This window comes from Streptomyces murinus (assembly GCF_002154555.1).
In the GTDB taxonomy this organism is placed as follows: Bacteria; Actinomycetota; Actinomycetes; order Streptomycetales; family Streptomycetaceae; genus Streptomyces; species Streptomyces murinus.
Map to the genome: position 1 here is coordinate 1 of NZ_MUNF01000278.1, position 13,267 is coordinate 13,267.

Consider the following 13,267-nt stretch of genomic DNA (forward strand, 5'->3'; position numbering starts at 1 on the left):
CCCTAGAGCGCCTCCACCGCGGCAGCGCCCTCGCACCAGCGCTACGCCGACACCTCACTCCGATCCCCACCCCACAACGTGTGGAACGCCCCCTCCCGGTCCACCCTCCGATACGTGTGCGCCCCGAAGAAGTCCCGCTGCCCCTGCGTGAGCGCCGCGGGCAGCCGGGGGGCGCGCAGCCCGTCGTAGTAGGACAGGGCCGCCGCGAAGCCCGGTGTCGGCACGCCCTGCCGTACCGCCGCGGCCAGCACCTCGCGCCAGTCGTCCTGGGCCGCCGCGATCTCCCGGGCGAACGTCTCGTCGGACAGCAGGCTCGGCAGGTCGGGGCGGGCGTCGTACGCGGCGCGGATCCGGTCGAGGAACGCCGCGCGGATGATGCAGCCGGCGCGCCAGATCGCGGAGACGGCGCCCTGGTCGATGTCCCAGCCGTACTCCTCGCCGCCCGCCGCGATCTCGTGGAAGCCCTGGGTGTACGACACGATCTTGGACGCGTACAGGGCCTGCTCCACCCGGTCCGCGAAGGCCGCCGCCTCCGCCCCGCTCAGCGGCGCCGGCCGGGGACCGGCGAGATGGCGGGAGGCCGCCCGCAACGCGGCGTGGCCGGACAGGGAGCGGGCGAAGACGGCCTCCGCGATGCCGGAGACCGGGACGCCGAGGTCCAGCGCGATCTGGACGGTCCAGCGACCGGTGCCCTTCTGCTCGGCCTGGTCCACCACCACGTCCACGAACGGCTTGCCGGTCGCCGCGTCCACATGGGACAGCACCTCGGCGGTGATCTCGATCAGATAGGAGTCGAGCCGCCCGGTGTTCCAGGTCCGGAAGATGTCCGCGATCTGCGCCGGCGTGTAGCCCGCCACATCGCGCAGCAGCTGGTACGCCTCCCCGATGAGCTGCATGTCGGCGTACTCGATGCCGTTGTGCACCATCTTCACGAAGTGCCCGGCGCCGTCCGGGCCCACATGGGTCACACAGGGCGCGCCGTCCTTCGCCTTCGCGGAGATCTTCTCCAGCATCGGGCCCAGCGAGGCGTACGACTCCTTCGACCCGCCCGGCATGATGCTCGGCCCGTGCAGCGCGCCCTCCTCGCCGCCGGAGATGCCGGTGCCGACGAAGTGGATGCCCTGCTCGCGCAGCTCCCGTTCCCGGCGCCGGGTGTCCGCGAAGTGCGCGTTGCCCCCGTCGATGATCATGTCGCCGGGCTCCAGGAGCGGTGCGAATTCCTTGATCACCGCGTCCGTGGGGTCACCGGCCTTGACCATGATCATCAGCCGGCGCGGGCGCTCCAGAGCGGCCACGAACTCCTCGGCGGTCTCGGTCGGGATGAAGTCGCCCTCCTGCCCGAACTCCTTCACCAGATCGTGCGTCCGCGACGCCGTGCGGTTGTGCAGGGCGACCGTGTAGCCGTTGCGCGCGAAGTTCCGGGCGAGATTGCGGCCCATGACCGCGAGGCCGGTGACGCCGATCTGCGCTGAAGTGCTCATACCGCCTGCTCCCTGATCGCCTCGTGAGTACGGCCCCCGTGTGGTACGGGTCCCCGCCCATCCTGACGTGACCCCAGGGCGAGCGCACATCAGACCGGCCATTCCCGGGAGCGGAGCGCGGGCGCCGACCGTGCCGGACCGGGGCGCGTCCCGTCAACAGCCGTACGATCATGGCCAGTTGGCGCCCATGTAAGGCCGAAACGCCGTCTTGTCGTGGCATGTGCGCGGCGCATAGCTTTGCCCCTCCTGACGCATGAGGGGACCTCGCGCATGGCCCTAAGCGGCCGGCACCGCCGGTATCAGCCGAACAGGATCAACCGCGCCTCGCTCACGGTCACGGCGGGCGGCGCGGGCCTCGCGCTCCCGCTGATCGCCGCGGGAACGGCCGCGGGCACGGCCACCGGGGCGGACGCCCGCAGCGGCACGGAGGCCGGTTCCCCCGCGGGTCCGCAGGCCGACAGCAGGGACGCGGTGCCCGGCCGGGCCCTCGACGCCTCCGCTCACGATGTGCGCCCCCAGACCACGCCCCAGTCCCGGGCCGGTCGCACCACGATGTACACGGTGGTCCACGGCGACACCCTCTCCGGCATCGCCGACGAGCATCACGTCCCGGGCGGCTGGCAAAAGCTCTACGCGGCCAACCGTGCCACCGTCGGCGCCGACCCCGATCTGATCCTTCCGGGCGAGCGGCTCGGTCTGCACTCCGCGAAGGCCCCCGCCGGACCCGCCAAGGCCGCGAAAGCGCCCGCCAAGGCCGCCGAGAACGCCAAGACCGCCGAGTCCAGCAAGTCCGCCAAGAAAAGGCCGACTTCGCACCCGGTGAAGCCCAAGGTCCACCACCCGAGCACGAGCATCATGGCCCCGGTCCACGCGGCCATCGGCACCGGCTACCGCGTGGCCGGCCCGTACTGGTCGAAGGGCTACCACACCGGCGTCGACTTCCTCGTGCCGACCGGCACCGCCGTGCACGCCGCCGAGGCCGGGGAGGTGGTGGCCGCGGGCTGGGGCGGCTCCTACGGGTACCAGGTGGTGATCCGGCACGCCGACGGGCACTACACCCAGTACGGCCATCTGTCGGCCATCTCCGTACGGATCGGCCAACGCGTCGCCGCCGGCGGCCGCATCGCCCGCTCCGGGGCCACCGGCAATGTCACCGGCCCCCATCTGCACTTCGAGGTGCGCACCGGGCCCGGCTTCGGCACGGACATCGATCCGCTCGCCTATCTCCGGGCCCACGGCGTCAGGATCTGACCCGCGGCCGTCGTCGGTGCGGGATCGTCCGGCGGGCGTACGGCGCCGCCGGTGAGCGCTCCTTGGGCGGTGCGGGCTCGTCCGCGTCCCCCGGGGCGGTGTCGGCTGCCGGCGTCGGCGCCAGAAGCTCCCGCATCCCCTGTTCCGTGAGCGGTCCGTCGGCGTGCGCGGGGCCCCGTACGTCCTCCCCGTCGGTCCGCTGCCTCGGCACCGAGGAGAGCACCGCGCCGGTGATCTGCGCCCCGGCGGCCGAAGGCTCCGGGGCCGGCGTCTCCGTCCCCTCCATCCGCTCCGTGGTCAGCATGATCAGCCCGCCCGCCGCCAGCACCCCGCACCCCAGGGCGAGCAGGGTGCCCGTCGTGCCGTAGCGGAAGGTTTCGCCGAACATGAGGATGCCGACGACGGCGGCCAGGACCGGGTTGACCACGGTCAGGGTGGCGAGCGGCGCCGCCAGGCCGCCGCCCGCGTAGGAGGCCTGGGACAGCAGCACGCCGGCCACCGAGAACACGGCGATCAGCGCCAGTGAGAACAGGGTGCCGGAGGAGTCGAGGCCGCCGTCCCAGCCGACGGTGACGGACTTGGTGAACACCGAGGACATGCCGAACGCTATGCCGGCCGCCGTCGCGAGCAGCACGCTGCGCACCGCGGGATGCCGGTGGGCGGCCCGGCTCGCGCACATCAGCGCCACCACCGCGCCGCCGGTGACGATCGCGGCCGCCAGTCGCTGGGCGGCGTCCAGCGCGTGGTCCTGGGAGGAGCCGACCAGGGAGAGCAGCCCGGCGAGCCCGACGGTGGCCATCACGGCGCCCCGCCAGGCGGTCGCCCCGGCCCGGCGGCCGACGCACAGCGTGGCCAGGGGCAGGGCGAAGACGATGGTCAGCGCGCCGAGCGGCTGGACGATGCTCAGCGGACCGTAGGCCAGTGCGACCACGTGCAGCAGCCCGCCGAGGCCGTTGAGCGCGAGCGCGCCCCACCAACCGGGCCTGCGCAGCGGGAGATACGCGCTGCCGGGAGACGTCACGGCGACGCGCTCCTGCACGATCGCGCCGCCCGCGTAGCCGAGGGCGGACACGAGCGACAGCAGCACGGACAGCGCGAGGGCGCTCATCTGCCTCTCCCGCTCATCGGCGTCTCCTGTGCGTGCGGCGGGGGGCCTGAGCCCGGCGCGGCCTACGGTCGGCTTCCATGGTCAACACTCTGCCCGCCCGCGCTCTTCCCGTCGTCGTCCCTGAGCACGCGATGCGTCCTACTCCCGATGGAGTACACAGGTTCGGTGATCATCCCTCAGGTGGGTTACCCAGGGGGGAGCCCCCGACAACCGGTGCGCGAACGGGCCTGGTACGAGTGTCCTCGTGGACCTCGACCCCGAACTCGCCGCCCTGCGCCCGCCGGGCCCCTTCTTCGCCCTGCGCACGGACCCGTACGGGGACCCGGCCGGGCTGCCGACCCTCGCGGCGGCTTACGCCCCGGACGGCCCCGACGATCCCCTGACCGCACGGGTGCGCCTTGTCGCCCACCGCCTGCGCACCCCCGAACCCCGGGTCGCCGCCTCCCTCGCCCAGCAGGGCCTGGCCGCCCGGCTCTGGTCGGTCGCGCTGGGCTGTGCCGTCCTGTACGGCCGGCTGCCCGAGCTGCGCCCGAGCCTGCTGCGCTGGGACATCGAGGCGGCCGCGCCCGACGACCTGTGGCTCACCGAGGTGTCCCCGGCGCCCGGGGATTCCGCCGCCACCGCCACCGCCCTCGCCGCCGCCGTGCTCCACGGCCATCTGGAGCCCCTGGGGGAGACCCTGAGAGCCCATTACGGGATCGCCTCCGGGCTGCTGTGGGGCAACGCGGGCTCCGCGCTCGCCGGAGCCGCCCGGGAGCTGGAGCGCTGGGCCCGTGCCCAGGGGCGCCCCGACACGGCGGCACGCACCCGCGCGCTCGCCGGTGAACTCTTCGCCCACCCCCTGCTGCGGACCACAGGAACCCGCACCGCCACCACCGGCGCCACCACCGGCATCGCCTTCCGCCGCCGCAGTTGCTGCCTGTACTACCGGGTTCCCGGCGGCGGTGTGTGCGGCGACTGCTGCTTCTCCCGGCCCCCGGCGGCACCGGGCCCCTCAACCGCCGTACCGGACAAGGGAGATGGGGCGACCGGCTGAAGTGCCGTACGAGGGGGCGCGACCGGGGCGCGCTCTTCTCACGGACCTTCTCACGGACCGCCTCGCGGACCTCCTCACGGCCCGTCAAATCACCCTCGTCCGCGACGCGTTTACCCTCTCCCGTCGCGCAATGCCCGGTTTCACGGCATTCGCCCGCCACGATGCAGGCAACGATGTCGAACCTCCGGAGGTCATCCGAGATGAGAGGGACCCGGCGCACACGGCTGTGCCTGGCCTGGGTGATGGCAGCGTCCGCGCTGATCGCCACCCCCGCCGCAGGAGCCGCCGAGCGGACCGACGGCCACCTCACCGACCTGGTGAACCCCTTCATCGGGAGCCAGGACGAGGGCAACACCTTCCCCGGCGCCGCCGTGCCCTTCGGCATGGTGCAGTTCTCGCCCGACACCGGGCACAACACCGGTTACGACTACACCCAGAGCCGGATCCGCGGCTTCTCGCTGGTCCATCTCTCGGGCGTGGGCTGCCGGATCGGCGGCGACCTGCCCGTGCTGCCCACCACCGGCGACGTCACGCAGACCGACGACGCCAAGTACGCGGCCGCCTTCGCGCACGGCGACGAGACGGCGAGCCCCGGCTACTACCGCGTCGGCCTCGCCTCCGGTATCCGCGCCGAGTTGACCGCCTCCGCCCGTACCGGCGTGCAGCGCTACACCTTCCCCGCCACCACCAAGGCCAACGTCCTGCTGAACGCGGCGCAGTCGCTGCACAAGGCGGGCGGCAGCAAGGTGGAGATCCTGGACGACCGCACCGTGCGCACCGAGATCACCGGGCACGGCTTCTGCCGGGACACCGGTCCGTACACGGTCTACACGATCACCCGTTTCAGCCGGCCCTTCACCGCGTACGGCACCTGGGACGGCGCCACCGTCACCGCGGGCTCGCGCGGCGGACGGGGCGGCGCCTATGTCCGCTTCGACACCACCGGGGACCGTACGGTCGAGGCGACCACCGCGCTGTCGTACGTCGATGCGGCGGGCGCCGCGGGCAATCTGCGGTCCGAGGGCGGCCGGTCGTTCGACACCGTGCGCCGGGCGGCCCGCGCGCAGTGGGAGACGCGGCTTGCGGGGGTGCGGGTCCGGGGCGGCACCGACACTCTGCGCCGTACCTTCTACTCCTCGCTGTACCGCTCGTACCTCGCGCCCAACGTCGGCGGCGACGCCGACGGCCGCTACTTCGGCTGGGACCGGCGCGTCCACCGCGCGCGGGGGTTCACGTACTACCAGAACTGGTCGCTGTGGGACACCTACCGCACCCAGGCCCAGCTGCTCGCCCTGCTCGCGCCGCGCGAGGCGCGGGACATGGCCCGCTCGGTGGTGGCGATCGACGAGGACGGCGGCTGGCTGCCCAAGTGGGGCTACGGCCCGGTCGAGACGAATGTGATGAGCGGCGACCCGGTCACCCCGTTCCTGACCACGGCCTATCAGATGGGCCTGCTGAAGGGGTTCGAGGAGCGGGCCTACCGGGCGCTGCGCAAGAACGCGGACGGGGTGCCGCCCGCCGCCAACCCGGGCATCGGGCGGGAGGCCAACGCCGAGTACATCAAGGACGGCTTCGCCCCGTTCGACAAGGACCGGCCACTGGCCAAGATGGGCGACTCGGACTACCACCACGGTGCCTCCGTCACCCTGGAGTACGCCCTCGCCGACGCCATGCTCGCCCAGATGGCCCGGGGCCTCGGGCATGACGCCGACGCGGCGCGGTATGCGGCCCGCTCGCGCCACTACCGCACCATCTTCGACCCCTCGACCGGCTTCTTCCGGGCCCGTGACGCCTCCGGCGCCTTCACCGGCTCCCCCGACCCGGCGCTCGGCACCGGCTTCCACGAGGGCACGGCCTGGCAGTACCAGTGGCTGGTCCCGCAGGACCTGACCGGCATGGTCGGACTGATCGGCGGCAAGCGGGCCGCCAACGACCGCCTGGACTCCTTCTTCGCCTACGACCGGCTGCTCGCCGACCCGGCGCGGACGGCCCGTGAGGTGTGGGTGCACGGCGACGCGTACGCCTACTACAACGCGGCCGTCTACAACCCGATGAACGAGCCCGATCTGATCGCGCCCTACACCTACCTCGCCACCGGCCAGCCGTGGAAGACCACCGATGTCGTGCACGCGGCCCTGACCCTGTTCACCGACGGCCCCACCGGTATGACCGGCAACGACGACCTCGGCACCATGTCCGCCTGGAACGTGCTGTCCTCCATCGGGCTGTTCCCGATCCAGCCCGGCTACGACACCTGGGGCCTGTCCACCCCGGTCTTCGACCGCGTCGACCTCGCCCTGGACCGCCGCTACTGGCCGAGCGGGGGACTGACCGTCACCGCGCCCGGCACCTCGGCCGCCGACCGCTACGTCCAGGGCGTGCGCGTCGACGGGTCGGCCCACGGGCGGACGTATCTGACGACGCGTGCGCTGCGCTCCCTGCGCTCGCTGGCGTTCACGGTCGGCCCGCGCCCGTCAGGGTGGGGTACGTCGGCCCAGGCGGCGCCCCCGGTACTGAAGTGACCTCAGGCGTCTCCTGAGTCCCGCCCCGTTCGGCGGGGCGGGACTTTATCCGTTGTTAACTGAGCGTATATCGATCACACTTGACCGTAATCGACTGTCGGGGATTGACTGAAGTTCCCTTCCGCCGACGCGCGAGGCAAGCCCGTGACCTCCGATCTGCTCGCTCCCCTCGACCTGGCCTTCTGGAACATCGAGTCCGACCGGCACCCGATGCACCTGGGCGCACTCGGTGTCTTCGGCGCGCACTCGCCCACCGCGGGCGCCCACGCCGCCGACCTGCTCGCCGCCCGCGCCGCCGCCGTCCCCGGGCTCCGCCTGCGCATCCGCGACGTCTGGGGACCGCTCGCCTTCGGCGGCGCCACCCGCGAGGCGGACCCGGACTTCGATCCGCTGAACCATGTACGGCTGCACGCGCCGACCGGTGACTTCCACGCGGCCGCCGGACGGCTGATGGAGCGTCCGCTGGAGCGCGGCCGGCCGCCCTGGGAGGCGCATGTCCTGCCCGGCGAGGACGGGGTCTCCTTCGCCGTGCTCTTCAAGTTCCATCACGCCCTCGCCGACGGACTGCGCGCGCTCAAGCTCGCCGCGGGCGTCCTCGATCCGATGGACATGCCCGAGCGGCCGGCCCGCCCCGCCGAGCCGCCGCGCCGCGCGCTGCCGCATGTGCGCGAGCTGCCCGGCATGCTCCCCGGCCTGGTCAGGGGCGCCCTCTCCGATGCGGGACGGGCCCTGGACATCGGCGCCTCCCTCGCCCTGTCCACCCTGCGCATGCGCCCCAGCACCGCGCTCGCCTCCCCGCCCAGCGGCACCCGCCGCACCGCTGGTGTCGTCCTGGACATCGACGATGTGCACCGGGTGCGCAAGACGGCAGGGGGCACCGTCAACGACGTCCTCATCGCGGTCGTCGCCGGTGCGCTGCGCCGCTGGCTCGACGAACGCGGCGACGGCAGCACCGGGGTGGCGCCGCGCGCCCTGATCCCCGTCTCCCGGCGCCGCCCGCGCACCGCCCAGCCACCCGGCAACCGGCTCTCCGGCTATCTGATACGGCTCCCCGTGGACGAGCCCGACCCGCTCGGCCGGCTCGCCGCCGTGCGCACCGCGATGGTCCGCAACAAGGACGCGGGCCCCGACCGGGGCGCCGGCGCGGTCGCGCTGCTCGCCGACCATGTGCCGGCGCTTGGTCACCGGCTCGGCGGCCCGCTCGTCGGCCAGGCCGCGCGGCTGTGGTTCGACATCCTGGTCACGAGCGTGCCGCTGCCCGGCGTGGGACTGCGGCTCGGCGGCCACCAGCTGACCGAGGTCTACCCGCTGGCCCCGCTCGCGCCCGGCCAGTCGCTCGCCGTCGCGATCTCGACGTACCGCGGGCGGGTGCACTACGGCCTGGTCGCGGACGCGGCGGCGGTACCGGACCTGGACCGGTTCGCGCACGCGGTGTCGACGGAGGCGGCGACGCTGCTGGCGGCCTGTGGCTGCTGAGGGGCGGGGCCCGGCCGGAGCCGCACCGGTCCCCGCCTCCCCCGGCTCCCCACCGGTTCCGCCCCTGCTCCGATCGGGTTTCGCTTCCGCCGCCCGCGCTCCGTTAGAATTTCGCGTTCGATAGCGGGCGTGAGTCGGAGCGCTGCGCGGGATCAGGGAAACGGCAGCGCGATGACGGTGACAGAAGACGGCTCCATGGCCACGGACCCCAGGGGCATGGACTCCACGGACATGGACTCCATGGCCGCGGAAGAGGTCGTCCACGGCCCGGGGATCGACCCCGAGCGCCTGGCCGTCTGCCTCAGCGTGCTGGAGGAGCTCGACACGATCGACGTCGACCACCCCGACGCGATCCTGGTGCGCCGGGCCACCTCGTCCATCTACCGGACGGTCAAGCAGCGCCGCCGCCAGGAGCGCCGGGCCGCCAAGACCGCGCACGACCGCGCGGTCACCGAGGCGACGGCCACCGGCTCCGCCGAGCGCATCGACGACGAGACCGAGGGCATCCTGCCCTCCTCCAAGGTCGAGGAGGGCCGCATCGCGGGCATACTCCAGCGCCCGCGCTCCTGCTACACCTGCAAGACCCGCTACGTCGAGGTCGACTACTTCTACCACCAGCTCTGTCCCCAGTGCGCCGGTCTGAACCGCGCCAAGCGGGACGCCCGCGCCGACCTCAGCGGCAAGCGCGCCCTGCTCACCGGCGGCCGCGCCAAGATCGGCATGTACATCGCGCTGCGGCTGCTGCGCGACGGCGCGCACACCACGATCACCACCCGGTTCCCCAAGGACGCCATCCGCCGCTTCAAGGCGATGGAGGACTCGGCGGACTGGCTGCACCGCCTGGAGGTCGTCGGCATCGACCTGCGCGACCCGGCGCAGGCCGTGTCCCTGGCCGAGCGCGTCACCGAGGCCGGCCCGCTCGACATCCTGATCAACAACGCGACGCAGACCGTACGCCGGCTGCCCTCGGCGTACGCCGCGCTGGTCGAGGGCGAGAGCGCCCCGCTGCCCGCCGGTGAACTCCCCGCCCACCAGGTGATCGGCGCCTTCAACTCGGGCGCCGTTGACGGCATCGCCGCGCTGCCCCTCGGCACCGGTGCCCTGGAGGCGCGGGCCGGTGGCCTGGACGCGCAGCAGGTCGCCGACCTCGCGCTGGTCGCGGGCAACGCCAGCGTCGCCCGGCACCTTGACGGGACCGCGATCGACGCGGGCGGCCTGGTCCCGGACGTCGTGGACTCCAACACCTGGGTGCAGTCCATCGAGCAGATCTCCCCGGTGGAGCTGCTGGAGACCCAGCTGTGCAACTACACGGCGCCGTTCATCCTGATCAGCATGCTCCGCCCGGCGATGGCCGACGCGGCCCGCAAGGCGGCGCGCGGACGGTCGTACGTCGTCAACGTCTCGGCGATGGAAGGGGTGTTCAGCCGCGGCTACAAGGGCGCCGGGCACCCGAACACCAACGCGGCGAAGGCGGCCATGAACATGGTGACGCGGACCAGCGCCCAGGAGATGTTCGACACCGACGGCATCCTCATGACCTCCGTCGACACCGGCTGGATCACCGACGAGCGCCCGCACTACGACAAGCTGCGGCTCGCCGAGGCCGGTTTCCACGCGCCCCTGGACCTGGTCGACGGCGCGGCCCGCGTCTACGACCCGATCGTGCGCGGCGAGGACGGCGACGACGTGTACGGCGTCTTCCTCAAGGACTACGCGCCCGGCAAGTGGTAAGCGGCGCCCCGCACTGATCTCCGGGGTCCGCCCCGGGGGTCAGTCGACCGCGTCGAGCCGGCAGTGCCGGGCGGCGACCAGTTCCAGGACCGTGCGCCAGTCCTCCAGCACCCCGGCGTCGAAGCACGCCGTACGGCCCTCCTCGCGGGCCAGCCGCAGCCGCAGGACGTCGTCGTCGGCGGCGCCCGCGTCCCCGCGCACCAGCCGGCACACCCGCTCGCCGAGCAGCGGCCGTACCGCGGCGGCGGCGCGGCGTGCCGAGTCCGCCTCGTCGCCCGGGGCCAGCAGCGGTCCGATGCCCTGGACCAGCCCCGCCACCTGGAGCTCCTTGTCGGCGGGTCGGCCGCGGCGCAGCAGCGCGGCGGTCCGCAGCGCGTGCTGGGGCCGCCCGGCGTGCAGCAGGTCCATCAGCTCCTCGACGCTGCGCAGCTCCATGCGTCCGTCCTTCCGCGAGAGGGCCGTGTCGGGCGCCAGCAGACCATGGTGAGCTTGCGGCCCGGCCAACGGCACCTGAACTGCGTCGCGAACCGTGCGGCGTAGGCCGAACGGGTGATACGCACCGTCGTGTCCGCGATGCGCTTTGTTATGTATAGCTGCATATTGGACGGTATTGGGTTGCCGTTCGAAACGCGATAGTTACCCCTTGTTTGCACTCCCTATCGAGCGGCAGTCCGCTCATTTGGTTAATCTGGAGTGGACGGACAGCGAAAAGGGGTCCCACCCACACCCATTTCGTCCGTCCGGGAGCGTGCCGCAGATCTCGGCCCGCTCCGCCCGAAGTACCGGCGCCACCGCGCCCGAACTGGCCTTCCATCCAGACCCGAGCGGGCGGCGGACGCCGGAGCGCAGATGGTCCGGTACGCCCCAAGGGTGACCCGACACATAAGGAGTGCGCGGTGACACCGGAGAAGACGAAACGCGAGCAAAGCCCCGAAGAGTACCCGGAGCGTCCGGGCCGCCGGCCCGGAGAACTCGGCAGCCTCGACGTGTGGGCCCGGTCCGCCCCCATCCGCCTCGCGGGCTACGAGGAGGACCTCGCCGAACCCCATATCCTGCCGAGCGTGGACTGACCCCCTCGCTCGTGATCGCCGCCGCGCATGGGCGTGATGCGAGAATCACGCCCATGCCGATCAGAACAGCCGTACCCGAGGACTGGCCACTGATCTGGCCTTTCTGGCACCGGATCGTCGCCGCCGCCGAGACGTACACCTGGGACCCCGACACCGACGAGCCCGCCGCCCGCGCCCTGTGGACGGGCCCGGGCAAGCGTGTGTACGTCGCCGAGGACCCCTCGGGCACCGTGACCGGCTCCGCCTACCTCGCGGCGAACTACGGCGGCCCCGCCGCCCATGTCGCCAACGCCGGATTCATGGTCGATCCCGCCCACACCGGCCGGGGCGTCGGCCGCGCCCTCGCCGAGCACGTCCTCACCGAGGCCGTCCGCCACGGCTACCGCGCGATGGTCTTCAACGCCGTCGTCGAGACCAATCCGGCCGTACGCCTGTGGACCTCACTCGGCTTCACGGTCCTGGCCACGATCCCCGAGGCGTTCGAACACCCCCGCCACGGCCTGGTCGGTCTGCACGTCATGCACAGGTCGCTCGTCCGGCCCTCGTGGAAATCCCCGGCCCCGTCCGGCGCGGGCGGATAGCCTCGGCGCTGTTCACATCGACGGGGAGGGGCGGGACATGCGGGAGCGTGACTGGATCGGGCAGGCGGGGGAGCTGTTCGAGGCGGCGATGTTCCGGGGGGACGCGGGCGCGCTGGAGCGGTCGGACGACGTGCTGGACGCGGTCGAGGCGCCGCTCGCGCTCGCCCGGGGCAAGGTGCTGCACCTCCGCTTCCTGGGCGACCGCGAGGAACGGCCCGAGGAACTGGCGCTGTTCGAACGCGCCGCCGAGCTGTACCGGCGCCTCGGGGACGGTCCGGGGGAGGCGGACGCGCTGTTCTGGATCGGCTGCTGCCACCAGGTGGTGAAGGGGGACGGCCCGGCCGGGGTGCCGTACTTCGAGCGGTCGTACGCGCTGGCGCGGGATGCCGGCGACCGCAGGACGATGTCGTACGCCGTGCGGCATCTCGGCTTCGCGGACAAGGACGCCGGGCGCTTCGAGCGGGCCCGGGAGCGGCTGACCGAATCGGTGGCGCTGCGCCGGGAGATCGGCTTCCCGGCGGGCGAGGCGGCCGGGCTGGTGGCGCTCGGCTACCTCGCCGCCGAGACCGGGGACCCGGCGACCGCGTTCGGGCACCTCGACGAGGCCCGGAAGGTGGCCGAGAGCTGTGGCGCCGCGACGGTGTCGGGGTGGGTCGAGGAGGCCCGGCGGCTCATCGGGGGAGCAGGGCTGAGGGGAGCGGAGGGGTGAGGGCGGCGCCCGGGCGTACGTGACCGGGCGCCGCCCGTCTCAGTCGCCCAGCGGTGCCGTACGACCCCAGGGGAGCGAGCGCTCCAGTTCCTCCGCCAGGTCCAGCAGGACGGCCTCCGTGCCGGGGCGGCCCACCAACTGGACGGCGGCCGGGGCGCCCGAGGGCAGGGAGCCGACGGGGACGGACATCGCGGGCCAGCCGGTCAGGTTCCAGGGCGGGGTGAACGGCGAGTAGGCCGAGTTGGCGAGGACATTGCGCAGCCAGCCGCGTTCGTGCCAGGGCCCGGCTGACCCCCTTCCTC

12 protein-coding genes are annotated in these 13,267 nt (G+C 73.1%); 8 read left to right on the forward strand and 4 right to left on the reverse strand.

What is annotated here, in order from left to right; genetic code table 11:
• Window positions 1-41: 41 nt before the first annotated feature.
• Window positions 42-1,481, reverse strand: a complete 1,440-nt coding sequence (gene gndA / locus CCN72_RS17935; RefSeq protein ID WP_086808395.1) for an NADP-dependent phosphogluconate dehydrogenase — start codon at window positions 1,479-1,481, stop codon at window positions 42-44.
• A gap of 270 nt (window positions 1,482-1,751) precedes the next feature.
• Here gndA and CCN72_RS17940 point away from each other — a divergent pair, with 270 nt between their 5' ends.
• The gene (locus CCN72_RS17940; protein WP_086808396.1) at window positions 1,752-2,732 is read left to right on the forward strand and encodes a M23 family metallopeptidase; all 981 of its coding nucleotides are present in this window, start codon (window positions 1,752-1,754) and stop codon (window positions 2,730-2,732) included.
• On the opposite strand, the gene CCN72_RS17945 is transcribed toward CCN72_RS17940, so the two are convergent.
• A complete protein-coding gene (locus CCN72_RS17945; RefSeq protein ID WP_167408688.1) occupies window positions 2,722-3,840 on the reverse strand; it encodes a DMT family transporter in 1,119 nt (372 codons plus the stop codon). The two genes, CCN72_RS17940 and CCN72_RS17945, sit on opposite strands and share 11 nt — an antisense overlap.
• A 244-nt stretch (window positions 3,841-4,084) precedes the next feature.
• On the opposite strand from CCN72_RS17945, the gene CCN72_RS17950 reads away from it, so the two are divergent.
• From CCN72_RS17950 to CCN72_RS17970, 4 genes are all read left to right on the forward strand, one after another.
• Window positions 4,085-4,876 (forward strand): (2Fe-2S)-binding protein, encoded by a 792-nt coding sequence (locus CCN72_RS17950; protein ID WP_086808397.1) that lies wholly within the window; start codon window positions 4,085-4,087, stop codon window positions 4,874-4,876.
• Window positions 4,877-5,076: 200 nt separating this feature from the next.
• Entirely contained in the window at window positions 5,077-7,398 is a 2,322-nt protein-coding gene (locus CCN72_RS17955; protein WP_086808398.1) for a GH92 family glycosyl hydrolase, read from the forward strand.
• Window positions 7,399-7,542: 144 nt separating this feature from the next.
• Complete coding sequence (locus tag CCN72_RS17965; protein WP_086808399.1) at window positions 7,543-8,874, forward strand: wax ester/triacylglycerol synthase family O-acyltransferase; 1,332 nt, start codon at window positions 7,543-7,545, stop codon at window positions 8,872-8,874.
• Window positions 8,875-9,045: 171 nt separating this feature from the next.
• A complete protein-coding gene (locus CCN72_RS17970) occupies window positions 9,046-10,605 on the forward strand; it encodes an SDR family NAD(P)-dependent oxidoreductase (protein WP_161221576.1) in 1,560 nt (519 codons plus the stop codon).
• Window positions 10,606-10,644: 39 nt separating this feature from the next.
• Here CCN72_RS17970 and CCN72_RS17975 read toward each other — a convergent pair whose 3' ends face one another.
• Window positions 10,645-11,040 carry a hypothetical protein gene (locus CCN72_RS17975; RefSeq protein WP_086808401.1) on the reverse strand — a complete coding sequence of 132 codons (396 nt, stop codon included), beginning with the start codon at window positions 11,038-11,040 and terminating at the stop codon, window positions 10,645-10,647.
• A gap of 461 nt (window positions 11,041-11,501) precedes the next feature.
• Between CCN72_RS17975 and CCN72_RS38100 the strand changes: the two genes are divergently transcribed.
• Genes CCN72_RS38100 through CCN72_RS17985 form a run of 3 tightly spaced genes read left to right on the forward strand, consistent with a single transcriptional unit; the run spans window position 11,502 to window position 12,965 of the window.
• Window positions 11,502-11,675: a hypothetical protein gene (locus CCN72_RS38100; RefSeq protein WP_106979947.1), complete on the forward strand. Its 174-nt coding sequence runs from the start codon at window positions 11,502-11,504 to the stop codon at window positions 11,673-11,675.
• Window positions 11,676-11,728: 53 nt separating this feature from the next.
• Window positions 11,729-12,256 carry a GNAT family N-acetyltransferase gene (locus CCN72_RS17980; RefSeq protein ID WP_086808402.1) on the forward strand — a complete coding sequence of 176 codons (528 nt, stop codon included), beginning with the start codon at window positions 11,729-11,731 and terminating at the stop codon, window positions 12,254-12,256.
• A gap of 37 nt (window positions 12,257-12,293) precedes the next feature.
• A complete protein-coding gene (locus CCN72_RS17985; RefSeq protein WP_086808403.1) occupies window positions 12,294-12,965 on the forward strand; it encodes a hypothetical protein in 672 nt (223 codons plus the stop codon).
• A 39-nt stretch (window positions 12,966-13,004) separates the two neighbouring features.
• On the opposite strand, the gene CCN72_RS17990 is transcribed toward CCN72_RS17985, so the two are convergent.
• On the reverse strand, window positions 13,005-13,267 hold a 263-nt coding region (locus CCN72_RS17990; protein WP_244174298.1), incomplete at its 5' end, for an amidase family protein.

Coding starts and splice junctions, on each gene's coding strand:
- gndA (WP_086808395.1), bottom strand. CDS start 1,481: ATGAGCACTTCAGCGCAGATCGGCGTCACCGGCCTCGCGGTCATGGGC.
- CCN72_RS17955 (WP_086808398.1), top strand. CDS start 5,077: ATGAGAGGGACCCGGCGCACACGGCTGTGCCTGGCCTGGGTGATGGCA.
- CCN72_RS17945 (WP_167408688.1), bottom strand. CDS start 3,840: ATGAGCGCCCTCGCGCTGTCCGTGCTGCTGTCGCTCGTGTCCGCCCTC.
- CCN72_RS17970 (WP_161221576.1), top strand. CDS start 9,046: ATGACGGTGACAGAAGACGGCTCCATGGCCACGGACCCCAGGGGCATG.
- CCN72_RS17975 (WP_086808401.1), bottom strand. CDS start 11,040: ATGGAGCTGCGCAGCGTCGAGGAGCTGATGGACCTGCTGCACGCCGGG.
- CCN72_RS17940 (WP_086808396.1), top strand. CDS start 1,752: ATGGCCCTAAGCGGCCGGCACCGCCGGTATCAGCCGAACAGGATCAAC.
- CCN72_RS17985 (WP_086808403.1), top strand. CDS start 12,294: ATGCGGGAGCGTGACTGGATCGGGCAGGCGGGGGAGCTGTTCGAGGCG.
- CCN72_RS17980 (WP_086808402.1), top strand. CDS start 11,729: ATGCCGATCAGAACAGCCGTACCCGAGGACTGGCCACTGATCTGGCCT.